This window comes from Kocuria coralli, assembly GCF_008831305.1.
Taxonomy (GTDB): domain Bacteria; phylum Actinomycetota; class Actinomycetes; order Actinomycetales; family Micrococcaceae; genus Kocuria; species Kocuria coralli.
This window is the reverse complement of the sequence record NZ_ML708611.1, coordinates 220059-246988: the sequence shown is the minus strand read 5'-3', so window position 1 is coordinate 246988 and position 26930 is coordinate 220059. Positions and strand designations below refer to the sequence as shown.

23 protein-coding genes and 1 riboswitch are annotated in these 26930 nt (G+C 69.2%); of the genes, 16 read left to right on the top strand and 7 right to left on the bottom strand.

Features of this window, described 5'->3' with window-relative positions; all coding sequences use genetic code 11:
- Positions 1-28: 28 nt before the first annotated feature.
- On the bottom strand, positions 29-1348 hold the full coding sequence (locus tag FCK90_RS02875; protein ID WP_158032785.1) for an MFS transporter: 1320 nt from the start codon (positions 1346-1348) through the stop codon (positions 29-31).
- A 209-nt stretch (positions 1349-1557) separates the two neighbouring features.
- On the opposite strand from FCK90_RS02875, the gene FCK90_RS02870 reads away from it, so the two are divergent.
- The 9 genes from FCK90_RS02870 to FCK90_RS02830 all read left to right on the top strand — a co-directional run bounded on the left by FCK90_RS02870 (position 1558) and on the right by FCK90_RS02830 (position 12234).
- Positions 1558-4644, top strand: a complete 3087-nt coding sequence (locus FCK90_RS02870; RefSeq protein WP_158032784.1) for a Na+/H+ antiporter subunit A — start codon at positions 1558-1560, stop codon at positions 4642-4644.
- The gene (locus FCK90_RS02865; protein WP_158032783.1) at positions 4641-5237 is read left to right on the top strand and encodes a Na(+)/H(+) antiporter subunit C; all 597 of its coding nucleotides are present in this window, start codon (positions 4641-4643) and stop codon (positions 5235-5237) included. The genes FCK90_RS02870 and FCK90_RS02865 overlap by 4 nt, the downstream gene beginning before the upstream one ends.
- A complete protein-coding gene (locus tag FCK90_RS02860; protein WP_158032782.1) occupies positions 5234-7009 on the top strand; it encodes a Na+/H+ antiporter subunit D in 1776 nt (591 codons plus the stop codon). The genes FCK90_RS02865 and FCK90_RS02860 overlap by 4 nt, the downstream gene beginning before the upstream one ends.
- Entirely contained in the window at positions 7006-7731 is a 726-nt protein-coding gene (locus FCK90_RS02855; protein WP_246179930.1) for a Na+/H+ antiporter subunit E, read from the top strand. The genes FCK90_RS02860 and FCK90_RS02855 overlap by 4 nt, the downstream gene beginning before the upstream one ends.
- On the top strand, positions 7728-8129 hold the full coding sequence (locus tag FCK90_RS15920) for an MrpF/PhaF family protein (protein ID WP_158032781.1): 402 nt from the start codon (positions 7728-7730) through the stop codon (positions 8127-8129). The genes FCK90_RS02855 and FCK90_RS15920 overlap by 4 nt, the downstream gene beginning before the upstream one ends.
- Positions 8129-8527: a monovalent cation/H(+) antiporter subunit G gene (gene mnhG / locus FCK90_RS02845; RefSeq protein ID WP_158032780.1), complete on the top strand. Its 399-nt coding sequence runs from the start codon at positions 8129-8131 to the stop codon at positions 8525-8527. Before FCK90_RS15920 ends, mnhG begins: the two co-directional genes overlap by 1 nt.
- 93 nt (positions 8528-8620) lie before the next feature.
- The gene (locus FCK90_RS02840) at positions 8621-8881 is read left to right on the top strand and encodes a DUF4235 domain-containing protein (protein ID WP_158032779.1); all 261 of its coding nucleotides are present in this window, start codon (positions 8621-8623) and stop codon (positions 8879-8881) included.
- Between the two features lie 113 nt (positions 8882-8994).
- A riboswitch (TPP riboswitch) is annotated at positions 8995-9099 on the top strand.
- A gap of 88 nt (positions 9100-9187) precedes the next feature.
- On the top strand, positions 9188-9787 hold the full coding sequence (locus FCK90_RS02835; RefSeq protein WP_158032778.1) for an ECF transporter S component: 600 nt from the start codon (positions 9188-9190) through the stop codon (positions 9785-9787).
- On the top strand, positions 9784-12234 hold the full coding sequence (locus tag FCK90_RS02830; protein WP_343029884.1) for an ATP-binding cassette domain-containing protein: 2451 nt from the start codon (positions 9784-9786) through the stop codon (positions 12232-12234). Before FCK90_RS02835 ends, FCK90_RS02830 begins: the two co-directional genes overlap by 4 nt.
- A 3-nt stretch (positions 12235-12237) precedes the next feature.
- On the opposite strand, the gene FCK90_RS02825 is transcribed toward FCK90_RS02830, so the two are convergent.
- The 3 genes from FCK90_RS02825 to FCK90_RS02815 form a co-directional block, all read right to left on the bottom strand.
- Positions 12238-12831 (bottom strand): nucleoside/nucleotide kinase family protein, encoded by a 594-nt coding sequence (locus FCK90_RS02825; protein ID WP_158032777.1) that lies wholly within the window; start codon positions 12829-12831, stop codon positions 12238-12240.
- A gap of 3 nt (positions 12832-12834) precedes the next feature.
- The gene (locus tag FCK90_RS02820; RefSeq protein WP_158032776.1) at positions 12835-13353 is read right to left on the bottom strand and encodes a low molecular weight protein-tyrosine-phosphatase; all 519 of its coding nucleotides are present in this window, start codon (positions 13351-13353) and stop codon (positions 12835-12837) included.
- Positions 13354-13531: 178 nt separating this feature from the next.
- The gene (locus FCK90_RS02815) at positions 13532-15043 is read right to left on the bottom strand and encodes a hypothetical protein (RefSeq protein WP_158032775.1); all 1512 of its coding nucleotides are present in this window, start codon (positions 15041-15043) and stop codon (positions 13532-13534) included.
- A 255-nt stretch (positions 15044-15298) separates the two neighbouring features.
- On the opposite strand from FCK90_RS02815, the gene dnaK reads away from it, so the two are divergent.
- From dnaK to FCK90_RS02795, 4 genes are all read left to right on the top strand, one after another.
- Positions 15299-17155: a molecular chaperone DnaK gene (gene dnaK / locus FCK90_RS02810; protein ID WP_158032774.1), complete on the top strand. Its 1857-nt coding sequence runs from the start codon at positions 15299-15301 to the stop codon at positions 17153-17155.
- Positions 17156-17243: 88 nt separating this feature from the next.
- Complete coding sequence (locus tag FCK90_RS02805) at positions 17244-17840, top strand: nucleotide exchange factor GrpE (protein ID WP_158032773.1); 597 nt, start codon at positions 17244-17246, stop codon at positions 17838-17840.
- Between the two features lie 196 nt (positions 17841-18036).
- Complete coding sequence (locus tag FCK90_RS02800; RefSeq protein WP_158032772.1) at positions 18037-19074, top strand: DnaJ C-terminal domain-containing protein; 1038 nt, start codon at positions 18037-18039, stop codon at positions 19072-19074.
- Between the two features lie 73 nt (positions 19075-19147).
- Complete coding sequence (locus FCK90_RS02795) at positions 19148-19609, top strand: heat shock protein transcriptional repressor HspR (RefSeq protein WP_158032771.1); 462 nt, start codon at positions 19148-19150, stop codon at positions 19607-19609.
- A gap of 21 nt (positions 19610-19630) precedes the next feature.
- Here the strand turns inward: FCK90_RS02795 and FCK90_RS02790 are convergent, their stop codons facing one another.
- Positions 19631-20302 carry a MerR family transcriptional regulator gene (locus FCK90_RS02790; protein ID WP_158032770.1) on the bottom strand — a complete coding sequence of 224 codons (672 nt, stop codon included), beginning with the start codon at positions 20300-20302 and terminating at the stop codon, positions 19631-19633.
- A gap of 76 nt (positions 20303-20378) precedes the next feature.
- Between FCK90_RS02790 and FCK90_RS02785 the strand changes: the two genes are divergently transcribed.
- Positions 20379-20879 carry a DUF4188 domain-containing protein gene (locus tag FCK90_RS02785; protein ID WP_158032769.1) on the top strand — a complete coding sequence of 167 codons (501 nt, stop codon included), beginning with the start codon at positions 20379-20381 and terminating at the stop codon, positions 20877-20879.
- Here FCK90_RS02785 and FCK90_RS02780 read toward each other — a convergent pair.
- A complete protein-coding gene (locus FCK90_RS02780; RefSeq protein ID WP_158032768.1) occupies positions 20852-22909 on the bottom strand; it encodes a BCCT family transporter in 2058 nt (685 codons plus the stop codon). The two genes, FCK90_RS02785 and FCK90_RS02780, sit on opposite strands and share 28 nt — an antisense overlap.
- Positions 22910-23020: 111 nt before the next feature.
- Complete coding sequence (gene trmB, locus FCK90_RS02775; RefSeq protein ID WP_158032871.1) at positions 23021-23872, bottom strand: tRNA (guanosine(46)-N7)-methyltransferase TrmB; 852 nt, start codon at positions 23870-23872, stop codon at positions 23021-23023.
- Between the two features lie 77 nt (positions 23873-23949).
- Between trmB and FCK90_RS02770 the strand changes: the two genes are divergently transcribed.
- On the top strand, positions 23950-25179 hold the full coding sequence (locus FCK90_RS02770; protein WP_158032767.1) for a multidrug effflux MFS transporter: 1230 nt from the start codon (positions 23950-23952) through the stop codon (positions 25177-25179).
- A gap of 263 nt (positions 25180-25442) precedes the next feature.
- Positions 25443-26882, top strand: a complete 1440-nt coding sequence (locus FCK90_RS02765) for an alanine/glycine:cation symporter family protein (RefSeq protein ID WP_158032870.1) — start codon at positions 25443-25445, stop codon at positions 26880-26882.
- The last annotated feature ends 48 nt before the right edge of the window (positions 26883-26930 follow it).

Sequence of the window (26930 nt, the reverse complement as noted above, 5' to 3'; positions counted from 1 at the left end):
CAGCGGGCCCCTTCCCGGCCATTGATCGTCAGCGACGACTGCGCGGGTCGGGCAGCGGCAGCATGAGCAGCAGCCCCAGGACCACCACGCTCAGGATGCCCAGGATCCCCCAGCGCTGGGCGCCGAAGAGGTAGATGCTCAGGGCGAACAGGCCCGGCGCCAGGAAGCTGACGGCGCGGCCCGTGGTGGCGTAGAGGCCGTAGAGCGAGCCCTCCGTCCCCTCGGTGGTCAGCCGGGCGAGATAGGCGCGCGAGGAGGCCTGTGCCGGGCCCACGGCCAGGCACAGGGCCAGGCCGCACACCCAGAAGACGGCGTGGCCGTCGAGGAACAGCAGGGGCGAGGCGAAGGCGATCACCCAGACCAGGGCCGTCACGATCACCGCCTTGGGGCCGAACCTGTCGTCGAGCTGTCCTCCGAGCAGCGCACCCGCACCGGCGGCCAGGTTGCCGGCGATGGCGAAGGCCATCACCTCCGCGAGCGAGAAGCCGAAGGTTCCGGCGGCGATCACGCCTCCGAAGGTGAAGATGCCGCTGAGGCCGTCCCGGAACACCGCCGAGGCGACCAGGAAGAACAGCGCCAGGCGGTCGGTGCGCCACAGCTGGCCGACCATCGCGAGGATCTCCCGATAGGGGCCGAGCAGCCCGCTCTTCGTCGTCCCCGCGGCCTGGACCGGTGCCAGGAGGCGTTCGCGGCGGCGCAGCGAGATCACCAGGGGCACGGCGAAGGCCGCGCACCACACGGCGCAGAACAGGGCGACGGCGCGGACGTTGACGGCGTCGTCGGTGGGCAGCCCCACGAACCCGGGGGAGACGAAGCCGAAGAGCACGAAGGCGGTCGCCAGGATCGAGCCGATGTACCCGGCGGCCCAGCCGCGGCCGCTGATCCGGCCCACGCGGTCGGGCTCAGCGATGGAGGGGAGGACGGCGTAGTAGTCGACGGCGGCCAGCTCCTTGGCCGCGTTGGCCGTGGAGAGCAGGATGACGCCGAGCAGGAGCATGCGCTCGGCGGGTGCCACGAAGTAGCACGCCGCCGTGGCCAGTACGCAGACGCCCGTCAGGATCGCGATGCCGGGCGACCTGCGTCCGCTGCGGTCGGAGAGCCTTCCGATCAGCGGGGCGAAGACCGCGATGCTCACCGCGGCGATCGCCGTTCCGATGGAGAGCACCTGCGAGGTGTACTCGGGTGTGCCGAAAGCTGAACTCGTCAGGTACGTGGTGAACACGAACGTGATCATCAGTGCGTCGATCACGGAGATCGCCACATCGTAGAGATACCAGGAGACAAGGGTCTTCCGGGGGGCCGGTCCGGAGGCGCGGGGGGTGCCTGCGGGCACTGCGGTGGTGCTCATGGGACCCAGACTATGGTGTGCGACCTCACGAAGACCGCCCGGGGGGCGGAAAAACGCGTCGTTGATACTTGGTAGGCTTGTCAACGGCTCGATTCCCATCCGATGCTCCCCGCCGCGGCACATGGGTTGAGTGGCGTGGCTTTCGGATGCGGCAGAGCTGACACCCTTGAAGACCATTTTCCCGTGTACGTGTCGGCCTCGGAGGTGCCATGCTCGCAGTGCTCATCGCTCATGCCCTGGCGGCGCTGCTGGCACCCGTGATCTTCCCACGCATCGGCCGTAACGCGTTCTACCTGCTCGCCGCCGTCCCCGCTGCGTCCTTCGTCTGGCTCCTGCTGCAGTGGCCCGCCGTCGACGCCGGCGACGATCCCACCCGGATCATCCCCTGGGTCCCCGGGCTGGACCTCGAGCTCGCGTTCCGGATGGATGCCCTGGCCTGGGCCACTTCACTGCTGGTTCTCGGGGTCGGCAGCCTGGTGCTCGCCTACTGCGCACGGTACTTCTCCAAGGACTCCCCGGACATGGGGTCCTTCGGCTCGCAGCTGGTGGCCTTCGCCGGGGTGATGTTCGGCCTGGTCACCTCGGACGACCTGATGCTGATGTTCATCTTCTGGGAGATCACCTCCGTGCTCTCCTTCCTGCTCATCGGTTACGCCCGCGCCCGGCTGTCGGCACGCCGGGCGGCCATGCAGGCCCTGGTGATCACCACGGCCGGCGGCCTGACGATGCTCGTGGGCGTGGTGATGCTCGGCCAGCTGGGCGGCACCTACCGGATCTCCGAGCTGCTGGCCGGCGCGCCGCAGATCATCGAGGCGCACGAGGCCATGATCAGCGTGGCGATCGCGCTGATCCTGGTGGGAGCCGTCACCAAGTCCGCGCTGGTGCCGTTCCACTTCTGGCTGCCCGCCGCCATGGCCGCGCCCACACCGGTCTCCGCCTACCTGCACGCTGCCGCCATGGTCAAGGCCGGCGTGTTCATCGTGGCCCGTTTCGCCCCCGCGTACGCGGAGACGGCGGCCTGGCAGCCCATGACGCTGATCCTGGGCCTGGCCACCATGCTCTTCGGCGGCTGGGTGGCGCTGCGCCAGTACGATCTCAAGCTCATCCTCGCCTACGGCACGGTCAGCCAGCTGGGCTTCCTCATCCTGGTGCTCGGGCAGGGGACCGCCGACGCCGCCCTGGGCGGGCTGGCCCTGATGCTGGCGCACGGCTGCTTCAAGGCCACGTTGTTCCTGGTGGTCGGCATCATCGACCACCAGACGGGCACCCGGGACATCCGCAAGCTCTCCGGCCTGCACCGGCCCATGCGCGGATTGTTCGTCATCTCCTTCGTGGGCGCGGCCTCGATGTCGGGCGTGCCGCTGCTGGGCGGGTTCGTCGCCAAGGAGGCCGTCCTGGAGGGGCTGCTCCACGCCGGTGAGGTCGACGGCGACCCCGCCTCCTGGATCCGCCTGATCGGCGTCGTCATCGGCTCGATCCTGACCGTGGCCTACAGCGCCCGGTTCGTGTGGGGGGCCTTCGCCGGGAAGCGCACCGAGTTCGCCGACCTCCCGGTCGGCTCCGACGGCCGTCCCGTGCGGACGCCCACCCACGGCGTGTCCTGGGCGTTCCAGGCCCCGGCCGCGGTCCTGACCGTGGTCACCATCGCCTACGGCCTCTACCCCGGGCCCGTGGAGACGATCCTCACGCCATGGGTCCGCACCTTCGGCACGGAGACGAGCACCTATCTCTCCTGGTGGCACGGCCTCACCCCGGCGCTGGGCCTCTCCGCCACGGTGCTGCTGCTCGGCCTGGTGCTGTTCTGGCTGCGCGGTCCCGTGACCGAGTTCCAGCGGTCCCTGCCCCGCCTTCCCGCGGGCGAACGCGTCTACCGCGGCGTGATCGACCAGCTGGACCGCCTGGCCGTCAAGGTCACGGGCAGCACCCAGCGCGGTTCGCTGGGCTTCTACCTCTCGGTCATCCTCGTGACGGCCATCGTGGTCCCGGTGATCGCCTTGTTCATCCAGGAGACCCCGCCGCTCGGTCCCATGCGGATCGCCGACTCCTGGGGCCAGGTCATCGCCGGTGCGATCATGGTGGTCGCCGCGATCGCCGTGATCAAGGTCCAGAAGCGGTTCCTCGCCGTGCTGCTGGTATCCGTCACGGGCTTCGGCATGGTGCTGATCTTCGCCCTGCAGGGCGCCCCGGACCTGGCCCTGACCCAGATGCTGGTGGAGACCATCGCCCTGGTGGCCATCGTGCTGGCGCTGCGCTCCCTCCCGGCCCCGGTGTGGGACCGGCAGCGGGGCAAGTCCCGCTGGCCGCAGGCCGTCGTGGCCGTCACCTTCGGCGCGTTCATGATGCTGCTGGCCGCCTTCTCGATGGCCTCACGCACCGCGTCGCCGATCTCCCTGAATATGCCCGAGATGGCATACGAGCTGGGCAACGGCGCCAACGTGGTCAACGTCATCCTGGTGGACATCCGTGCCTGGGACACCTTCGGCGAGCTGACCGTGGTGGTCGTCGCCGCGACCGGCGTGGCCTCCCTGCTGTTCGTGCAGGGCCGCGGCGATCGCCTGGTGCGGCGTGCAGTGGCCCCGGACACCGCCCAGCTGGAGAAGATCCAGTCCCGGGCCTCCCAGGCACTGGGCTCCGAGAGCTATCGCTCGACCCGCAAGTTCCAGGTCGAGCCCTCGACCCCGTACATCCTGGCGGGCAAGACCGTGGCCCCGGAGATCCGTTCGATCATCCTGGAGGTCATCACCCGCCTGCTCTTCCACACCATCATGCTGGTCTCCCTGTACCTGCTGATCGCCGGGCACAATTCGCCCGGCGGCGGCTTCGCGGGCGGCCTGACGGCGGGTCTGGCCCTCACCCTGCGCTACCTGGCGGGCGGTCGCTACGAACTGGAGCGGGCCACGCCCGTCAACGCCGGCACCATGCTGGGCCTGGGTCTGGCGATCTGCTGCGTCTACGCCGTGGTGCCCGTGTTCTTCGGCGGCTCGATCATGCAGAGCTACACCCTGGGCGCCGAGCTGCCGCTGTACGGGTACACCTACATGGTCACCTCGGTGATCTTCGACGTCGGCGTGTACTTCATCGTGATCGGGCTGGTCCTGGACATCCTGCGGTCCCTCGGCGGGTACGTCGACGAGCAGCACGAAGAGGAGATCGTCCGGCGTCGTCGTAGGGCGCAGGGTCGCGGGGCCCGGATCAAGGTGCGGCGCGGCCCCGCCGTCGACGCGGGGACCACCACGAGCATCACGGTGACCAGAGAAGAACCGGACGAAGCGGACGAGGAGGAGCCGGCACGATGAGCGTGAACCTGACGTTGCTGATCGTCATGGGCGTCCTCTACTCGGTGGGCGTCTACCTGGTGCTGGAGCGATCCCTGACCCGGGTGCTCCTGGGCGTCATGCTCCTGACCAACGCGACCAACCTCCTGATCATCCATGCCGCGGGGCTGCCGGGGCTGGCCCCCCTGTACTCGTCGGACATCGATCCGCAGAACTACACCGACCCGCTGCCCCAGGCGCTCGTGCTGACCGCGATCGTGATCGGCCTGGGCGTGACCGCGTTCCTGCTCGGCCTCATCTACAGGTCCTGGGTGCTGTCCCGCCGCGACGTCATCAGCGACGACGCCGAGGACCGCCGCGTGGCCAAGCAGTCCGCCTACGTGGAGGAGGAGGACGCCGAGCTGCCCGAGGACACCTCGGAGTTCGACGACGAGCAGCTCGAGGCGCACGAGCGCGAGAACGAGAAGCGCCACCACCGCGAGCAGGACGCCGCCGGCGACGACCCCTCCGGCGGCGAGGGACGGGGAAGCCAGAGCTCCTTTGCGGGCAGCGGGCCGGCCCCCGCGGACGAGACCGGTAACAGGACCGACGACGACGGAGAGGTGCGCCGATGAGTATCGACGTCGCCCAGCTCGCCCCCCTCGCGATCATCATCCCGTTCGTGGGCGCCGCCCTCTCGCTGGTGCTGGTCCACCGCAACCGCATGCAGCGCACGGTGGCGATCGGGTTCCTGGCGCTGTCCCTGGTGATCGAGATCCTGGTGCTGATCCAGTCCTGGGACGCGGAGCCGACCGCCGTCAACCTGGGCGGATGGGACGCGCCCTTCGGGATCGTGCTGATGGTGGACCAGCTCTCGGCCGTGATGCTCGTGGTCTCGAGCATCGTCTCGCTCGCCGTGCTGATCTACGCCACGGGCCAGGGCGTGGCGGACGGGGACGCCGAGGGCCCCATCTCGATCTTCTACCCGACCTTCCTGATCCTGGTGGCGGGCGTCTCCAACGCCTTCCTGGCGGGAGACCTGTTCAACCTCTACGTGGGCTTCGAGATCTTCCTCGTGGCCTCCTACGTCCTCATGACGATGGGCGGCACCACGCAGCGCATCCGCGCCGGTGTCACCTACGTGGTGGTCTCGATCATCTCCTCGGTGCTGTTCCTGATCGCGATCGGCATGATCTACGCGGCCACGGGCACGGTGAACATGGCGGATCTCTCCGTCAAGCTCGCGGACCTGCCCGTGGGAACGCAGATGCAGCTGCACCTGATGCTCCTGATCGCCTTCGGCATCAAGGCCGCGGTGTTCCCGCTGTCCTTCTGGCTGCCCGACTCCTATCCCACGGCCTCGGCTCCGGTGACCGCGGTGTTCGCCGGCCTGCTGACCAAGGTGGGCGTGTACGCCATCATCCGCACCGAGACCCTGCTGTTCACCGGCGACCGCATCAGCACCCTGCTGATGTGGGTCTCCCTGCTGACCATGGTGGTCGGCATCCTCGGCGCCCTGGCGCAGATCGACATCAAACGTATGCTGTCGTTCACCCTGGTCAGCCATATCGGCTACATGATCTTCGGCATCGCGGTGGGCACGGACGCCGCCTACGCGGCCGTGGTGTACTACGTGGCGCACCACATCATCATCCAGACCAGCCTGTTCCTGGTGGCCGGTCTGATCGAGCGCCGTGGCGGCTCCACCAACACCGACCGGCTGGGCGGCCTGGCCCGCCTCGCCCCGGTCCTGGCGATGCTCTACATAGTCCCGGCGCTGAACCTGGGCGGCATCCCCCCGTTCTCAGGCTTCCTGGGCAAGATCGGGCTGTTCCAGGCGGGCGTGGACGTGGCGACCTGGCAGACCTACGTGGTGATCGCAGGCGCCGTGCTGGCGTCCCTGCTGACGTTGATCGCCATGATGCGCGTCTGGAACCGCGTCTTCCTCCGCACCCCGGACGACGCCGATTTCCCCGACCCCGTCCTGCTGGCTCCCACCCGCGAGGGTCACTGGGGCGCCGGGGCGCACCAGACCCTCACGGCGCGCAACGGCGACCCCGCCCAGCGGGTGAGTCTCCTCCCGCGCCTGATGGTGTGGCCGACCACGATCCTCGTGGTCGTCGGCGTCGGGCTGACGGTCTTCGCGGGCCCGCTGTTCAAGGTCTCGGAGAACGCCGCGGCCAACCTGGGCAACCCCGGCGCCTACGTCGAGGCGGTCTTCGGCCCGGAGGGCACCCCCGGGGGACCCGTGGAGGGCGGCCTCGACGACGGTGCCACCGGCTCCAGCGACTCGGGTCTTCCTCAGGGCACGCAGTACGGCAACGGCGAGACGGAAGGGCTGCAGGAGGACATCTACGACGGCTCGACCCCGGCCCCGGAGGACACAGCGACTGAGGAGGCGCCATGAGCGGCGAAGCCAACGCGACCGACCCCGCTGAGGACGGGCGCGTCCGGGACGACCCGTCCGGGATGCCGCGGGATCCGGAGGTCCGCAAGGCGCGCAGGGACCGCAAGGTCGAGAAGATCCGGCGCCGCAATCACCGCTTCATCGTGGAGATCCCCCTGATCCTGTGGCTCGTGCTGGTCTGGGCGGTGCTGTGGGGCGAGTTCAACCTGACCAACCTGACGGTGGGTGTGATCTTCGCCGTCCTGGTCACCCGGGTGCTCGCGCTGCCGCCCGTGACCCTCTCGCACCGGTTCAACGTCTTGCAGGGGCTGGTGCTGGGAGTGACCTTCCTCTACCAGGTCACCAAGGCCAGCTTCCAGGTGCTCTGGGTCGCGATCAAGGAGGGCCCGAACGTCCGCAGCGCCATCGTGGGCGTTCAGCTGCGCACCGGCAACGACCTGCTGATCACCGCGGTGGCCAATACCACCGGCCTCATCCCCGGATCGGTGCTGATCGAGGTGGATCGTTCCACGGGCACCCTCTACTTCCACGTCCTCAACGTGAAGAACGACGCCGAGGTCGAGTCCTTCCGCCAGGTGGTCCAGGACACTGAGGCCGCCTGGATCCGCATGCTCGGAACGCACCAGGAGCTGGCCATGCTGCACGAGGAGGACGAGCGTCTGGGCCGCAAACGCCGGCTGGCCGTTCTGCGAGCTCCCAATCTCTCAGGAGGTGACTCATGAACCCGATCGTTCTGCTGCTCGCGGTGCTCCTGCTCAGCGGAGCCGCTGCCGGAGTGCTCTACCGCCTCGTGAAGGGGCCCGCGCTGCTGGACCGGGTCCTCGCGAGCGACGTGCTCCTGGCCGTGGTGGCGGCGGCGGTCTGCCTGGACATGATCTGGCTCGGCAACACGGACTACCTGATCCTGACCGTGATGATCTCCCTCGTGGGGTTCCTCGCCTCCGTGACCTTCGCCCGCTTCGTGCAGACCCGCCCGTCGCAGCACCCGGACGTCGGACGCGGTCGCTCGGAGTGGGAGGACGCGGAGGCCCCGTCGAAGCGGCGTGAGCCGGAGTCCGGCACGGGGGCGGTCACCGTCGTATCCCGTGAGCCCGTCTCAGACCCGGAGGAGCAGCACTGATGGATACCGCGCTCGATGTCATCGGCTCGGCCCTCCTGCTGATCGGCTGTCTCATGTCCTTCGCGGCGGGCCTGGGCCTGGTCCGCCTGCCCGACGTCCTGACCCGCATGCACGCGGCCACCAAGCCGCAGGTGCTGGGCCTCCTGTGCGTGCTGCTCTCGGTCGTGATCATGAACCGCGCGTGGGAGCTGCTGCCCCTGGCCATGCTCGGATGGGTCTTCATGCTGCTGACGGCACCCGTCAACGCCCACATGGTGGGGCGGGCCAGCTACCGCAGCAAGCACGTCAAGGAGGAGGGCGTGACCAAGGACGAGCTGGGGGAGGCCCTGCGCGGCGAGACCCCGGCGAACACGCGCGTTGAGAAGATTACTGACGATTCGGACCGCCAACCGCGCTAGGGTTGTGCTGAAGAGCAGCTGCAGGCGCCCCTCCGGGGGCGTCGACGGCAGCACCACACCGCGGGCGCCCGGCGTCCGGGATAAGGAGAGAGCATGAACGACAAGGTTTTGGGCCTGGTGGGAACCGCCGCCTCCATGGTCGGCATCACGGTGGCCAACAAGGGGCTGTCCGCCGTGTGGGGCAAGGTCACCGGCCATGAGCCCCCGGCCAAGAACCCGGATCCGGAGGAGCGCTGGGCCGACATCCTCCTCTGGGCCGTCATCACCGGTGTGGTCACCACCGCCATCCGGGTGGCCGTCACCCGTCAGGTGGCGAAGATGCAGTCCGACGAGGAGCAGCAGATCGAACGCTGAAGCCCTCAGCCCGCACGCCGGGGAGGCGGCGCCTCGCCCTGATGACCGATCAGGACGAGCGCCCCTCCCCGGCGTCGTTTGTTAGAGTGGCCGAGCACTGCCACGACAGGGCACTGCAACGACAGGGGAGCGCCACGAGGCGCTGAGAGTGCGGGTGACCGCAGACCCTCGAACCTGATCCGGTTAGTACCGGCGAAGGGAGTCGAGTATCTCGAGGTGCCGTGCCATCGCTCGCCGCGATGGCCACGCCACCTTCCCCTCCTGAATTTACGACGGCGCCGTCCGTCTCGAACCAGGAGGAACTCCATGAGCACCACCACTGAGAAGCCCAGCACGAGGGCCCCGAAGCTGCGCTGGCGGGTCGTCGACATCGTGGTCCTGGCGGTTCTCGCCGCCGCGTGCGGCGTGATCTTCTGGGCGTGGTCCAACCTCGCCTACCCGCTGATCACCAGCGCCGCCGTGGCCTACCCGCCCGCTTCCGGGCTGATGGTGGGGGGCTGGCTCCTGGCGGGAACGCTGGGCGGGCTGATCATCCGCAAACCGGGGGCCGCCCTGGCCTGCGAGCTGCTGGCGGCGATCTTCCAGGGCCTGATGGGCACGCATTTCGGGCTGACCGTCGTCCTGTCCGGGCTGATCCAGGGCGTCGGCGCGGAGCTGATCTTCGCAGGCGTGCGCTATCGCAGGTTCGGTGCCTGGGTGGCCACCGCCGCGGGGGCGCTCGCTGGATTCTTCGGCACCCTCTCCGAGTGCTTCATCTACTACTACGAATGGCCGGCCGACCATCAGGGGGTCTACGTGGCCTTCGGCACGCTGTCCGGCGCCGTGATCGCGGGCGTGCTGATGTGGGCGCTGACGCGCGGCCTGCGCGGCACGGGCGTGCTCTCCGCGCTCGCCTCGGGGCGGTGACCCCGGTGCGTCCGGGGCACGGAAGGCGCCCCTCCGCTCGGACCGGGCACGCCGCGGAGGCCGCGGGAGCGGGCGCCCGTGTCAGTGCGCTGGGCTTCTCCTGGCAGCACCCCGATCGTGCGGCTGCTTCCCCCTCGGGACTGGATGTCGAGATCCGTCCCGGAGAGAAGGTCCTGATCGTGGGACCCAGCGGCGTGGGCAAGTCGACTCTGCTCCATGCCCTCGCGGGCGTCCTGGATCAGGAGGCGGAGCCGGATTCCGATCACCAGGTGGCAGGGCCGGCCGCCGGCCAGGCAGGGCAACTGCTGATCAACGGGGTCGAGGCCGCCGAACGCGCCACGGTCACGGGACTGCTGCAGCAGGACCCCGAATCGGCCATCGTGCTCGCCCGGGTGGGTGACGACGTCGCCTTCGGGCCGGAGAACCTGGCGGTTCCCGCCGAGAGGATCTGGCCCCGGGTGGACGACGCCCTGGACTCCGTGGGCCTGCCCGGAACCACCGGCCGGAGCACGGACGAGCTCTCCGGAGGACAGCAGCAGCGCCTCGGGCTGGCCGGGATCACGGCGATGCGCCCGGAGCTGCTGCTGTTGGACGAACCCACCGCCAACCTGGATCCGGAAGGGGTCCGCACGGTGCGCGACGCGGTGAAGACCGTGGTGGAGGACACCGGAGCCACGCTGATCGTCGTCGAGCACCGCACCGACGTGTGGACGGAGCTTGTGGACCGCGTGCTCGTGCTGGGGCCGCACGGAGTGGTCCACGACGGGGCGCCGGACGAGGTCTTCGGGCAGCCCCGGCTCGCGGCTGACCTCGCGGAACAGGGGATCTGGGTGCCCGGCCGGGCGGCACCGCAGCCCGTGGTCCGGGCGGCGGACGACGGCGAGGACCTGCTGACGGTCCGCGACCTCGTGGTCTCCAGGGACCAGCCGTCCTCCCGTGCCCTGGCGAGCCGGCGTCGTCGCCTGCGTTCCGGCCGCCCGGTGCCGGACCGGGCGGTGGCCGGTCGGCCGGCGGCCGAGCCCGTGAGCCTGACGATCCGCAGCGGTAGCGCCACGGCGCTCACCGGAGTCAACGGAGCCGGGAAGTCCACGCTCGCACTGACCCTGGCCGGCCTGCTGGTGCCGGCGGACGGCTCCGTCCGGGCGACCTCCGTCCTGGCCGGTGAGGCGCCCGCGGATCCCTCCGCCTGGTCCGGCCCGGAGCTGCTGACCCGCGTGGGCACCGTGTTCCAGGAGCCGGAGCACCAGTTCCTCACCTCAAGCGTCCGCGCCGAGCTGGCGGAGGGCCCCCGGCGAGCCGGATGGTCCCGGGAGCGCATCGAGGCGACGGTGCAGGATCTCCTGCACCGTCTCGGGCTCGAGGACGTGGCCGAGGCCAACCCGTTCACCCTCTCGGGCGGTCAGAAGCGCCGCTTGTCGGTCGGCACGGTGATGGCGGCGGCACCACGGGTGCTCGTCCTGGACGAGCCGACCTTCGGCCAGGACTCCAGGACCTGGTGGGCCGTCGTGGATCTGCTGGCCGAGCAGATCCGTGCGGGGCGGGTCGTGGTCGTGGTCACCCACGACCGGGACCTGATCGCCGCTCTCGGGGCCGAGGAGGTCCGGGTCGAGCCGGCCCCGGCCGGTGACGGCGTGCGTCAGACGGAGCCCGCACCCGCCGCGTCCGTGCACGACGGCTGGCTGGCGCGCCGGGATGCCCTGACCAAGCTCGTCTGCGCATTCGCCCTGACCGTCCCGCTCGTCCTGAGCGCGGATCCCCTCACCTCGGCGATCATCCTGGCCGGGGAACTCGTGGCACTGGGCCTGGCGGGCCAGCGGCCGCTGCGGCTGCTGATCGTGGCCTGGCCCATCGTGGTCGCCGCCGTGCTCTCGGGGTGGGGCACCGCGCTGCTGGCGGAGAACTCGGGCGCCGTCCTGCTGGAGGCCGGCCCCGTGCTGCTCTCCGAGGGGTCCGTGGCCGCGGGGGCCGCCATCGCCGTGCGCGGTCTCGCCCTGGCGCTGCCGGGGCTGGCCCTCCTGCTGAGCACCGACCCCACGGACCTGGCCGACGGACTGGCGCGGACGGCCCGGCTGCCGGCGAGATTCGTGATCGCCGCGCTGGTGGGCCTGCGGCTGGTCACCGTGATGGTGCGGCAGTGGCAGGTCCTGGTGACGGCCAGGCGAGCCCGCGGGGCGGGTGCCTCCAGGAATCCTCGTCTGCTGGTCAAGGAGCTCGGGGGGAGGGCCTTCGGGCTGCTGGTCCAGGCGCTGCGCAGGGCGACCCGGCTGGCGGTCACCATGGAGGTCCGGGGCTTCGGCGCCGTGGTCGCGGCGGGCGAACGGACCTGGGCCCGGCCCATCCGGCGCGATGGGACGGATGCGGTGCTCCTGGCGCTGACCCTGGCCCTGGCCGCCGGCGCTCCGCTGCTGTCCCACCTCGCGGGACTGCACCGGTTCATCTGGCAGTAGGCCTCAGGCCGTGGGGCCGGGCTGGATGATCCCGGCGCTCTCCCAGACGGGGTCGACGGCGAGGTACTGGGCCTCCTGCCCGGCCCACCGGTCCCAGAACCGCTCGTAGTTCTTCCCGTCCCGGGTCAGGGCCCGGGCCCTGCGCTGGGCATCGGGCAGCTCCACCCATACCGAGACGTCCAGGATCTCGCGGGCGGCCCGGTTGCAGGCGCCGACCCCTTCCAGGATCACGATCTCGGCGCAGCGCGTGAGCCGCGGCCCGCCGGTGGTCTGGGCCAGCCAGTCCCAGGCGGTCCAGTACGCGTCGTGCTGGTCCCGCAGGACGTTCAGGATCGACTCGTTATAGGTCTCCATTCCCTCCGCCAGGCCGTCCCACCCGGGGTAGACATCCTCCAGGTGGAAAGTGACCACGTCGCGGGTGACGGAGAGCACCGCGGAGAGCTGGGCGGCCAGGCTGGTCTTGCCGGCGCCGGAGCGGCCGTCGATGCCGATCAGATGAGGACGGCGCTTCGGGCTGTCCAGCTGATGCATCAGGTCGACCCCGGACGGGTTGCGCTCCGCGATGACCGGATCTATCTGCAGTTCGACGTCATGCACGATTCAGGCCCCGGTTGTCGTGGATCGGGGCGTATCCAGTTGGGTTCGTACGTAGTCCACGATCCCGGGTACGGCGGCCGTGATCATCTTCCAGGTGTCCTCGAAGCCCGAGGCGTCTCCGTACCAGGGATCGACGATGCCCTGCTGCCGCTGACCGCGATCGGCCACGGAAGGGTCGAAGGACCGGAACATCCGGATCTTGTCCCGGCCGGGCCCGTCGGGAGCCATGCGGGCCATCCCCCGGGCGTGGGGCACGTCCATGGCCAGGAGGAGGTCATGGGTGCCGAACCATGTGGGGTCGATGCTCTGGGCGCTGTGGCCGTCCGGTTCGATGCCCTCGCGCTCCAGGAGGCGCCGGGCACGGGGATCCACGGGGTTGCCGAGCTCCTCGTCCGAGATACCGGCGGAATCGACGCTGACCTCCTGGCCCAGACCCTCACGGTCGAAAGCGCGGCGGAGAGCGAACTCGGCCATGGGCGATCGGCAGATGTTGCCGGTGCACACGGTGGCAATTCGGTACATGCGGATCAGTGTAAGTGCTGAGCACAGCGGACTCAGGTTTGTATGCCTTGGGATGAATGCCCGTTGGCGGATCGTTATCGGGGGCTGCAGTCCGGAGTTGCCTGGATCACTCCGGGGCTCCCCGGCCCGGTCACCGGCCGGATCACCGACCGGATCACCGACCGGATCACTGACCGGATCACTGGTAGGACACGAACCACGGCCTCGGGTCGACGTCGTAGGTCTGCTCCGGGGTGAAGACGGGCGTGTCCTCGTCGTAGAAGTTCTTCCAGGCCATCCAGATGCCCTCCGGGAGGTCCTGGCGCAGGACGTCCCAGGTCTCCGTCTTCAGCTGGGGTGTCCCGTGGCCGTCGGCGTGCAGGGTGATCGCCAGCTCTTCGTGAGAGGTGTCGATGCTCTCCCGGTCGGTGATCATCGCCGTCGAGAACTGGTGCAGGATGAGTGTCTTCTGAGGCAGGTGGTTCCGGGCCGTCAGCTCGGCCAGCCATCCGGAGACCTCGTTGATCTCGGCGGCGTCCACGGAACCGATCTGCTCCATATGCCGCTGGCCTTCCTGGAGACGCCATTCGGGGTCCAGCGCGAGTCCCACGTTGGGCTCCTTCAGGAGATCCTCGTAGCGCTGCGCCTGGGTGAGGAAGTCCACCTGGCCTGGTTGCAGGTCGAGCACCACGTACACCCCCTCGTCCTGCGCCGCCTCGACCCAGGGGCGCAGCTGCTCGGGATCGATCTCGCTCGTGTAGTCGCCGTCCGGGCCCGGCTCCGAGGAGGCGATCGTCGCGATGATCTCGAAGGCGGGTATCACCGGTTCCTCGGAGTGGGGCTCGTACTGCTCCGCGAGCTCGGAGGCGCGCTGGATGGCGGCATCCACGTCCTGTTCGCCCAGGGCGCCCAGCGCGGCGGTGCCGGGCGAGCCGTAGAGGGCGACCATGCGACGCCCCGGGAATGCGAGCTGCCCGCCTCCGGGGAGCTCGGCCGTGGTGGAGGCCGCGAGGGACATGCGCTCCTCGAGCTGGTCGGTGCTTCCGAAGCTCGCGCCCACCGCGACCACGGACGTGTCCGGAGACCGCTCGGCCGCGGCCACGGAATCGCCGCTCACCCGGGGATCACCGCCGGGAACCTCCACGACCTCTCCTCCCGCCGCCCGGACGGTCGCCGCGACCGCTGCGGCCGCCGGGTGGTGCTCCCCGGGATCGATCATCGCCACGGCGGGAGCATCGTCGTCGTCCGCATCCAGATCGGGCAGCCCCATGGCATCGGCCCGGGCCTCCGGGTCCACCTCGATCACCTCGCGCTCCCCGGCGGCGGCCGGGGCGGGAGCGTCCTGGGCAACGATCACGGTCTCGGTGCCCAGCCGGTCCAGCTCCTCGCGCAGGGCGTCGTCGTCGCCCGTGAGCAGCAGCGGCATCCGCGCCTCCGCGCTGGCCTCCGCCAGCTCCTCCGACTGCTCGGGCGGGGAGAGGAAGACGGCTTCGGCGCGGGTGAAGGCCGCTTCGCTCGCGGCCACCGATGCTGCCGTGGGGTCGTCCACGACGGCGGTCGCCGCGGCCTCGTCGGTGAAGGCGAGCTGGGGGCCGGTCGTGGTGCCGGATGAGCATGAGGTCAGGGCTACCGCCACGGCGGCGGTCGCCGCGGTCAGTGCCCCCGTCTTGAGGGTGCGCGGTGTCAGGGGACGTGTCAGGGGTCGTGTCATGGGGGGCCTCCGGGTGGGGTTCTCCCTCCACCGTATGGTCATCAGCATGTTGATGAAAATGTGACTCCGGGGCGCTGCGGTGGGGCGATGACCAGCATCACGTCAAAAAGTTGATACGAGTTGACTCAACTTTGTTGACAAGGAAACAGGAAGTTCTATCCTGGAGTCAGGACAACTCAAGATGTGAGACCTCCGGGGCGTTCGATCGCCCCGGGTGCAGACAGAGAGCCCCGCAAGGGCGAAGGAGGTATGGGAATGTCCCGTGCAGTAGGAATCGACCTCGGAACCACCAACTCGGTCGTCTCCGTGCTCGAAGGTGGCGACCCCGTCGTCATCGCCAACGCAGAGGGTGCTCGCACCACCCCGTCCGTCGTCGCCTTCTCCAAGGACGGCGAGACCCTGGTGGGCGCCACCGCGAAGCGCCAGGCGGTCACCAACGTCGACCGCACCATCGCGTCCGTCAAGCGGCACATGGGAACCGGCTGGACCCAGGAGATCGACGGCAAGAAGTACACCGCGCAGGAGATCTCGGCCCGCATACTCATGAAGCTCAAGGCCGACGCTGAGTCCTACCTGGGTGACAAGGTCACGGACGCGGTGATCACCGTCCCGGCGTACTTCAACGACGCCGAGCGCCAGGCCACCAAGGAGGCCGGTGAGATCGCGGGCCTCAACGTCCTGCGCATCGTCAACGAGCCCACCGCGGCAGCCCTGGCCTACGGTCTGGAGAAGGGCAAGGAGGACGAGCTCATCCTGGTCTTCGACCTCGGTGGTGGCACGTTCGACGTCTCCCTGCTGGAAGTCGGCAAGGACGAGGACGACTTCTCCACCATCCAGGTGCGCGCCACGGCCGGTGACAACCGGCTTGGAGGCGACGACTGGGACCAGCGGATCGTCGACTGGCTGCTCGAGCAGGTGAAGTCCAAGACCGGTGCGGACCTGTCCAAGGACAAGATCGCCCTGCAGCGACTCAAGGAGACCGCCGAGCAGGCCAAGAAGGAACTCTCCTCGGCCTCCTCGACCAACATCTCCCTGCAGTACCTCTCCGTGACCCCCGAGGGCCCCGTCCACCTGGACGAGACCCTGTCCCGCGCCAAGTTCGAGGACCTGACCAGCGACCTGCTGGCCCGGACCAAGAAGCCGTTCGAGGACGTCATCAAGGAAGCCGGCATCAAGCTCTCCGACATCGACCACGTCGTGCTCGTGGGTGGCTCCACCCGTATGCCCGCCGTCGTCGAGGAGGTCAAGAAGCTCTCCGGTGGCAAGGAGCCCAACAAGGGTGTGAACCCGGACGAGGTCGTGGCCGTGGGCGCCGCCATCCAGGCCGGCGTGCTCAAGGGCGACCGCAAGGACGTCCTGCTGATCGACGTGACCCCGCTGTCCCTGGGCATCGAGACCAAGGGTGGCGTGATGAACAAGCTGATCGAGCGCAACACCGCGATTCCGACCAAGCGTTCGCAGGTCTACACCACGGCTGAGGACAACCAGCCGTCCGTGTCGATCCAGGTCTTCCAGGGCGAGCGCGAGTTCACCCGGGACAACAAGAACCTGGGCACCTTCGAGCTGACCGGCATCGCTCCGGCCCCGCGCGGCGTGCCGCAGATCGAGGTCACCTTCGACATCGACGCCAACGGCATCGTGCACGTGTCCGCCAAGGACAAGGGCACCGGCACCGAGCAGTCGATGACCATCACCGGCGGCACCTCGCTGTCGCAGGAGGATATCGACCGCATGGTCAAGGACGCCGAGGCCAACGCCGAGGCCGACAAGGCCCGCCGTGAGGCTGCCGACATGCGCAACAACGCCGAGCAGCTGGCCTACTCGACCGAGAAGCTCATCAAGGACAACGACGAGAAGCTCTCCGAGGACATCAAGACCGAGGTCCAGGGCGATGTCGACGCCGTCAAGAAGGCTCTCGAGGGCGATGACGACGACGCCGTGAAGGCCGCCGTCGAGAAGCTGCAGGGCTCCATGGGCAAGATCGGCGAGGCGATCTACTCCCAGCAGGATGCCGGTGACGCCGGCGCCGAGGGCGCTGCCGACTCGGCCTCCCAGGACGACGAGGACATCGTCGACGCCGAGGTCGTGGACGAGGACGACGACAAGAAGTGACATCCCTGCCCGAGCCGGCGGCCGTGGCCGCCGGCTCGGGCGGTGTCCTTCGCTCGTCCCTCGCGCCCCCAAGACGGAAGGTATATCCATGAGCACTTCTCCAGAAGAGCCCCAAGAGCCCGCCCAGGATCCCGGTGACCAGGCAGCGGAGCAGAACGCCGAGACGGAGACCCCGCTGACGGCGGAGGAGATCCTCGACGCCGAGCAGACCGAGGAGGCCCGCGCGGCAGACCACGAAGGCGCTGGTGCCACCGGTTCCGCCGGCACGGAGTTCGCCCAGCTGGCGGAGGATCGTCTCGAGGACCTGCGCCGGCTGCAGGCGGAGTTCGTGAACTACAAGAACCGCACCGATCGCGAGCGCGCAGCCCTGCGCGATCACGTGATCAGCGACGTCCTGGGTTCCGTGGTCCCGGTCTTCGACGACATCGACGCGGCGCGTGCCGCCGGCGATCTCGAAGAGGGCCCCTTCGCCGCGATCGCCGCCAAGCTCGAGGACCTGCTGGGCAAGCAGGGCCTGGAGCGCATCGGCCGGATCGGCGAGGCCTTCGATCCCAACGTCCACGAAGCCGTGCTCCAGCAGCCGGCGGACGGCGTGGACGCCGACCACATCTCCATGGTGCTGCGGTCGGGCTTCCGCGTCGGAACCCGCGTGGTGCGCCCGGCTCAGGTGGCCGTCGCGCCCTGAGCTCCGGGACGCGATGCGAGCACACCGTGAGGCGAGTTCGCAGGCACCTCCCGATGCGCGGTCGGTGGGCGGAGAGATCCGCCGACCGGCCGTCGTCGTCGGAGGCTTGCCACGGGACCTGCTACAGGGTTCACGGCAACCCGTTGGAGAATAGAACTGAAGACATTGACGGAACTCGCCCCTGAAAGGAGGCGTCATGGCCAGTCAGGACTGGATTGACAAGGACTTCTACGACGTTCTGGGCGTCTCCAAGGAGGCGACCGACGCCGAGATCAAGAAGGCGTACCGAACGCTCGCCAAGAAGTACCACCCGGATCGCAACGAGGGTGACGCGGCTGCGGAGCAGAAGTTCAAGGAGATCTCCGAGGCGCACGACGTGCTCGCGGATCCCGAGGAGCGCAAGCAGTACGACGCCATCCGCGCCATGGGCTCCGGCGCACGCTTCGCCGGCGGCTCCGACGGCGCCGGGTTCGAAGACCTCTTCGGGGATGTCTTCGGGGGCGGCCGCACCCGGGCCCGGTATTCGACCGGCGGGACGCAGAACATCAATTTCGAGGACCTCTTCGGCCAGTTCGGCGGCGGAGGCTTCGGGGGTGGCCGCGGCTCCGCCGGCGGGTACGGAGGGGGTTACGGCCCCGGCGGCTACGACGGCGCCTACGATCCCCGCTATCAGGCTCCGCCCGCCAAGGGCGAGGACATCACCACGAGCACGCTGATCCCGTTCCGCTCGGCGATGGAGGGCACGACCGTCAAACTCCAGCGCGGCAACGGCTCCTCGACCACCGTGCGCATCCCGCAAGGCGTCCGCGACGGCCAGAAGCTCAAGCTCAAGGGCAAGGGGCACTCCGGTCCCGGCGGGAACGGAGACCTGTTCCTCACGGTCAAGGTGGGGGAGCATCCCGTGTTCTCCCGCCGCGACGGAAGCGACGACCTCGCCGTGACCGTGCCGATCTCCTTCCCGGAGGCCGTGCTGGGTGCCACCATCAAGGTCCCCACGCTGGACGGCAAGCCCGTCTCGCTCAAGGTGCCCGAGGGCACCAGCTCGGGGCGGAAGTTCAGGATCAAGGGCAAGGGGGTGCCGACGTCCAAGGGCACGGGCAACCTGATCGTCACCGTCGAGATCGAGGTGCCCAAGGTCCTGGACGACGACGCCCGGCGGGCGGCCGAGGCCTTCGCCGAGGCGACGTCGGGTGAGGACCCCCGGGCGCATGTGATGGCGAGAGCCGCCGAATAGGCACCGCGGATCGCACGGTGCCTTCCAGGAGACCAGGCGAAAGGATCAGGCATGGAGAGGAGCAGAGCCGGTCATGACTGAGCATTCGGAGGAGCGAGCTCTCTTCGTGATCTCCGTGGCCGCCGAGCTGGCCGAGATGCATCCGCAGAGCCTGCGCCAGTACGACCGGCTGGGTCTGGTGAAACCATCTCGGGCCCCGGGCCGGTCGCGTCGGTACTCCCAGCGCGACATCGACAAGTTGCGCGAGATCCAGAAGCTGTCCCGGGACGGGATATCCCTCGAGGGCATCAGGCGCATCATGCAGCTGGAGAACCAGGTGCTGGCGCTGCAGCACCGGGTCGCGGAGCTGACGATCGAGCGCGACGCGGCCCTGGAGAAGGTCCAGTACGACCAGAGCGTCTGGGCGGCCTCGACCTCGGGGGAGGTCGTGCGCCTGCCGCGAGGCTCGCGCCCGCCCGGCCCGGCTCCGCGCCCGAAGTCACGGGCGCTGATGCTCTACCGGCCTCGGCGCGGGCCCGGTCAGGCCGAGGACTGAGGCCGGGCCCGGCACGGACCCTCAGGGGTCGCAGGGCCCCCGGTCCTGCTCGGAGCCGGTGGAAGACGTGGAGGACAGCACGGACAGATGCTGCTGAGCGAGCCGGCGCAGTGTCCTGAGCACCGGATCGACCAGGAGCGTTCCGGTGACGACCTGGCGGACGGCCAGGTCGGGGGCGGCGGGGACCGAGGCGACGTCTATCGTGGCGATCCGCTCGGCGGCATCGGCGTAGGCGTCCATCCGCTCGGAGTCCAGCCCGACCTGACCCAGGTCGCACGCGTCCCACGCGCGGTCGAGCTGTGCGATCAACGGGTCCGCGGCGTGGACCCGCCAGCCGCGTTCACGCAACCAGGCGCGGGCCCGGGACGGCGCGGGTTCCTCTCCTCCCTGGCCCAGGCAAGGGGTACCCGGTTCGTCGGGGGCCGTCAGCGCCCGCTGCGCGGCGGCGAGGACCCCCAGGCGTTCCGTGCCGGGGTCGTCCAGCGTGGCCAGGACGCGGCCCACCGTCTCGAGGCTCAGCTCGCCGACCTCCGTCAGCGCCCGGATGAGGCGTACGCGGGCGAGATGGTCCTCGTCGTAGTCGGCCTGGGTCCTGGACAGCGCGCGACCGGGGGGCAGGAGCCCTTTACGCAGATAGAACTTGAGCGTGGCCACCGGCAGGCCGCTTCGTTCGGCGAGCGCGGAAATTCTCATGATCACCTCTTGACCTTGAATAGCTTAGCTCTCCATTATTGGATAGTTCAGGTATCTAATATGGCCGGAGGTCGTCATGGTCGCCACTCTCACCCACGCGTACCGGGGCGACGTCGTGGTCTTCCAGATCGGGATGACGCTGCGCAAACCGCACCGGCCCGATCTATGGCTTCCCGTGGCAGCCGCCATGCCCAGGATGCTCGGAGAGCTGTACCGGAACAAGGCGCAGGCGGAGCGCGGCGTCGCCGAGGACCTCGGGTTCCTGGGCGGCGTGACGCTCCTGGGCGCGAAGGGCCCCTGGGTGGTGCAGTACTGGCGCAGCGCCGAGCAGCTCTACCGTTACGCCTCGGATCCGGAGCTGGCCCACCTGCCGGCCTGGCGCAGCTTCAACAGGGCTGCCCGCCGGAACCCCGGGGGAGTCGGCATCTGGCACGAGACGTACGCGGTGCCCGCGGAGGGCATCGAGACCCTCTATGCCAACGGGGCAGTCATCGGGCTCGGCGCCGTTGCCGGCACCGAGCCCGTGGAGAAGCGCGGAGCCCGCGCTCGTCAGCGGCTGGGCTCGTCGCCGTCCTGATCGGAGGACGCTCCCGGCCCCGACCGGCGGGGCTGCTCAGACCGCTCAGCCTTCTCAGTCTTCTCAGACTGCGAGGCAGCGACCTCCCCGGTGTACGTGCCGGTCTCGTAGTCGTAGTCGAGAGGATTGCCGTCCTCGTCGGTGCGCTGGTACCACTGCGTGTACTCGGGGGCGGTGGAATCGAAATCCGGTGCGGTGGCCCATTTCTCCTGGTCCCCCGAGGCGCGCTCGACCGGGATCATGAAGACGTCGCCGTGCTCGTCGATGCCGTGGCGCACCGCCTTGTCCAGGGCCCAGTGCCTGTACTGGTCGCGCAGGATCAGGGGGTCGCTGCGGAGGTCCTTGTGCAGGGCGAAGACCATGAAGAACATGATCAGCGTGAATGGCAGCGCCGTCACGGTGATCAGGTTCTGCAGCCCGGTCAGCGCGCTCTCGCCGCCCACCAGGAGCATCACGATCGCGATGCCCGCCATGCACAGCCCCCAGAACACGGTGATGAGCTTCCGGGGGTCGGGGTCACCGCGCTGGGACATCTGGGAGGCCACGATCGAGGCCGAGTCCGCCGTGGTGATGAAGAAGATCGCCAGCATGAGCACCACGACGGCGGCCATGAAGCCTGCGCTGGGCAGGGTGTCCAGCACCACGAAGAAGATCTCCTCGGGAGCGGGTAGCGAGTCGATGGTGCCATCGGGGGCGATCGCGAGCTCGTCCACCTGAGCGCGGATGGCGGTTCCGCCCAGGACCGTGAAGGCGAGCACCACGATGGTCGAGGGGATGAACAGCACTCCGAAGACGAACTGGCGGATCGTGCGGCCTCGGGAGATCTTGGCCACGAAGACCCCGACGAACGGCGCCCAGGACACCCACCAGGCCCAGTAGAAGACCGTCCACGACGACAGGAACTCCTGCATCTCGGGACCGTCGGCCATCGAGGCCGTGAGCATCGTGGGCAGTTCCGCGAAGTAGGTCACGAAGACCGACGGGATGAAGTTCAGCAGGAACGCGGTGGGGCCCACCACGAAGAAGAACAGGGCCAGGACGATGGCCAGCACCATGTTGATGTTGGACAGGACCCGGATGCCCCGGGCGACGCCCGAGACCGCCGATGCGATGAAGCCCGCGGTGAGGACCGAGATGATCAGCAGCGCCGCTGTATTGCCGGCGGTGTTCCAGCCGGTGAAGATCTGCACGCCCCGGCCTATCTGCAGCGCCCCGATGCCCAGGGAGGCCGCGGTGCCGAAGAGCGTGGCGATGATGGCGAGGATGTCGATGATGCGCCCGGCCAGGTTGTCGGTCTTGCCGTCGCGGAAGAACGGCGCGAACACCGAGCTCATGAGGGGCACCCGGCCGCGGCGGTAGGAGGTGTAGGCCACGGCCAGGCCCACCAGCGCGTAGATCGCCCAGGCGTTGAGGCCCCAGTGCAGGGCGGCCTGGGCCGAGGCGAGCTTCATCGCCTCCTGGGCGGCCGGTTCCACCGACCCGGGCCGCGGGGACAGGAAATATGTCATCGGCTCGAAGGGGCCGAAGAAGATGATGCCGATCCCGATTCCCGCGGCGAACAGCATGGCGGCCCAGGAGGGGGTCGAGTACGCGGGCTTGTCGTCGTCCAGGCCGAGGGGGATCCTGCCGTAGCGGGAGACCGCCAGGTACAGCAGGTAGAGGGGCAGCGCGGTGGCCAGGATGCTGAAGGCCCATCCCATGTTGCCCATGGTCCAGGTCAGGGCCGCAGAGGAGGCGGCCGTCAGGGTCTCCGTGCTCAGGATGCCCCACGCGATGAAGCCCACGATGAGGGCCCCGGCGACTCCGGCCACCAGGCGGTCGACGCCGAAGCGGTACTTCTGATCGTCCACCGAGACCCCGGGGACCAGGGCCGGGTGGATGTTGTGGGGGTAGTTGATCTCGTCCAGGAACGTCCGGGCGAAACCCGGCTGGTAGGTGCCCCGGCGTACGGTCGGGGTCTCCGCGGAGGGGGTTGCCGATCCGGGTCGTTTCGGGCTCTCGGGCTGCTCGTCGTGGTGCTCGGGAGGCATGCGATGCTCGTCTCACGTAGATGGGCAGGACCATCCAAGGCTAAGACAGGGCCGTCCCGATCTCTCAGAAGCTCCCGCGACCGCCGGACGGCAGCCGGCGGTCGCGGATGTTCATCCCGCGTCAGGACGACGCCGGTACGTGAGATCCCGGGGGATGCGGCCCGCCTCCCGGGCCTTGCGCTCGAAACTGGTCAGGGTCCGGCCCTCCCACCGCGGCGCCCATCCCTGGCCGGGCTCGCCGTCCGTCGCCGTGGGGCCGGGGTGGAGGTTCTCGAACCGGCCGTCGGCCTCGATGACCGCGCGCATCTGGACCGCGTACTCCTGCCAATCCGTGGCCAGCCGCCATGTGGCGCCGGGTTTGAGCACCTTGGCCACCTGATCGACGAAGCGGGGGGAGACCAGCCGGCGCTTGTGATGCTTCTTCTTGTGCCAGGGGTCCGGGAAGAACACCCACAGCTCGTCCACGGATGCCGGCTCGAGGAAGTGGTCCAGGACCTCGGGCGCGTTGGCCTGGACCGCGCGCACGTTCTCCACGCCCTGGGCGGCGGTCTTCACCAGGAGGTCCGCCAGCCCGGGCGTGTACACCTCGACGGCCAGGAAGTCCGCCTCGGGAACCCGGGCGGCCCGGTGGGCCATGGCCTCACCCAGGCCAGAGCCGATCTCGACCACCAGAGGGGCCAGGCGCCCGTAGACCGCGGCCTGGTCGAACTCGGCGTGAGCCGCCACGGAGGTGTCCGTGACCTCGCGAGGGACGTGGAGGATGCGCGACGGCGCCCACTGGTTCCAGGCCTTCTGGCGTCGAGGGGTCAGGCGGTCTCCCCGGCGTACGAACGAGAACGGCTGGCGCCGGAACCGTTCCGGCACGGAGCGCCCGTCCTCGGCAGGGGGCCCGGCAGGGGGCGTCGGAGCCTCGTCGGGGAGGCCCGGGGCGGGGGAGTCAGTGGGTTCTGGGGCGTTGGTCATACTCATCGAGAGCAGAGTCTAGTCAGGGCGTAACCTGTGGAGGTTGCCGGATTCCCCTCAGGAGGTCACGCCACCCCATGCCCGTCTCGTCCCGCCTCGGCCTGGCTCCCGGCCCGGACCGCGTGTTCTTCGTCCTGGCCCTGGGGGTGCTGAGCGCGGTCAGCCCGATGGCCACGGACATGTACCTGGCCTCCATGCCGGCGATGGCCGACTTCTACGGGACGCCCGCCTCGACCATTCAGCTCTCCCTGAGCGCGTACATGATCGGCATGGCGGTGGGGCAGTTCCTGCTGGGGCCGGTCTCCGACATGTGGGGCCGCCACCGGCTGCTGGTGGCCGGCACCTCGGTCTTCCTGCTCTCCAGTATCGGGATCGTCTTCTCCGCCGACGTCGGCCTGCTGCTGGCCCTGCGCGTCGTGCAGGGGTTCGCGGGGGCGGCGGGCGTGGTCATCTCCAGGGCCATCGTCGCGGACATCGCTCAAGGGATCGAAGCCGCCAAGATGTACTCCCTGCTGGGCACCATCATCTCCGTCGCGCCGATCGTGGCCCCCGTCCTCGGCGGGCTGATCGCGACCTGGGCGCCCTGGCAGGCGGTGTTCTGGGTGCTGACCGGGTTCGGCGCGCTCATGGTCGCCTGCGTCGTCTTCGTGATCCCGGAGACCCTCCCGCCCGAGAGGCGGCGTCAAGGTGGCATCGCCGGAACCTTGTCCCTCGCGGGCGCCGTGCTGGCCAACCGGCCGTTCATGGCCTGGGCGCTGGCGATATCGCTGTCCTTCGGCTCGCTGTTCTCCTATATATCGGCGTCCTCGTTCGTGATGCAGAACGTCGTGGGACTGTCCTCGATCGGCTACAGCATCGTCTTCGCCACCGCCGCCTTCGGCTCCGTGGTCTCCAGCCTGGTGAACGTCCGGCTGCTCAACCGCTTCTCCCCGACCCGGATCATCATCGCGGCCCTGGGCGTCCAGGGGATCGTCAACGCCCTGGGGCTGACGGGCATCCTGCTGGGCGCGCCCGCCTGGACCATCGTGGTGCACGTCGTCTGCTCGCAGGCCTGCGTGGGGTTCCTGATGGGCAACGGCATCGCCCTGTCCCAGGCCCAGGTGCCCGGCAGGGCGGGCTCGGGCTCCGCGGTGCAGGGCCTGCTGCAGTTCCTGGTCGCGGCGGCCGTCAGCCCGCTGGCGGGGCTGGGCGGCGAGCACACCGCGGCCCCCATGGGGGTGCTGATGTTCGGGTTCACGACGGCGGCGCTCCTGACCGCGCTGCTGGCCGCCCGGTGGTCGAGGCGGTCGCGACCGCACGAGAGCTGATCCCCGCTCCGCCGTCGTCCCGCGGCTCCGGTGCCTTCGGACCACGGCGCCGTCATGATGGCCAGGTAACAGCCTGGCAATCAGCTGTGTGGTTAGATACGCCCAGTGACGAGCGCCGTACGGCGGGGTCGCCGCTCGCCCACCCTCCTCCTTCCCCACACCACCTGCGACCCCCCGAGAGGAACTGAACAGTGAATGAGCTCATTCAGAATCTGTTGGATCAGTTCGCCGGAGTCGGCACCTACTGCTTCACCCCGGGTGAGATGGATGCCGCCGAGTGCTTCGGCTCGATCGGCGGTATCGTCTGGGGCCCGTTCCTCCTGATCCCCCTGCTGCTGCTGACCGGCCTGTACCTGACCATCCGGCTCGGGCTGATCCAGCTGTTCAAGCTGGGTCCTGCATTGCGCCTGGCCCTGTTCCAGCGCTCCGACAAGGACGCTCCCGGCGGCGACGTCTCCCAGTTCCAGGCGCTGACCACCGCCCTGGCCGCCACCGTGGGGACGGGCAATATCGTGGGCGTGGCCACCGCCATCTCGATCGGCGGCCCCGGGGCGCTGTTCTGGATGTGGGTCACCGGCCTGCTGGGCATGGCGTCGAAATACTCGGAGGCCTTCCTCGGCGTCCGCTATCGCACCACGGACGCCAAGGGCGAGATCTCCGGCGGCCCGCAGTACTACCTGCAGCGCGGCATCCCGAACGGGTTCGGCAAGTTCCTCGCGCTGTTCTTCGCGATCGCGGCCGTGCTGGCCTCGTTCGGCATCGGCAACATGACCCAGGGCAACTCGATCTCCGGCAACGTGGACGGCTCCTTCGGCATCCCCTCCTGGATCACGGGCCTGGTCCTGGCCGTACTGACCCTGGCGGTGCTGGTGGGCGGCATCAAGTCCATCGGTCGCGTGACCTCCGCCTTCGTTCCCGTCATGATCGTCTTCTACGTGCTGGGTGCCCTCTGGATCCTGATCTTCAACGTGGCCGACATCCCCGCAGCCATCGCCTTGATCTTCACGGACGCCTTCTCGGGAACCGCCGCCGTCGGTGGCTTCGCCGGCTCGGCCCTGATCCTCGCCATCCAGATGGGCGTGGCCCGCGGCATGTTCTCCAACGAGTCCGGCATGGGGTCGGCCGCGATCGCTGCGGCCTCGGCCAAGACCACCCACCCCGTGCGCCAGGGCCTGGTCTCGATGACCCAGACGTTCATCGACACCATCATCGTGGTCACCTGCACCGGCCTGGTCATCATCACCACGGGCGTGTGGGAGGAGGGCAGCGAGTTCGCGGCCACGATGACGGGTGAGGCCTTCAGCCACGGTCTGCCGGGTCAATGGGGCCACATCATCGTGACCCTCGGCCTGGTGATGTTCGCCTATTCCACGATCCTGGGCTGGGCCTACTACGGCGAGCGCTGCATGGAGCGCCTGTTCGGCCGCGGGGGCGTGATGCCCTACCGCATCTTCTACTCGTGCGTGGTCTTCATCGGCGCCACCATCCCGCTGGCCGCGGTATGGAACTTCGCCGACGTCATGAACGGGCTCATGGCCATCCCGAACCTCATCGGGCTGCTGATCATGGCGGGCCTGGTCGCTCGGGAGACCAAGCACTACCTCAAGAACGACCCCAAGCTCACGGCTGGCAAGTCCGAGGTCGACCTCTTCATGAAGGGTCACGACGGCGGCATCGACACCTACGAGCTCACCGGACGCTGATGCCCGTACCCGACTGACGGCCCGCCTCCGCAGCAACGCCCGGCAATC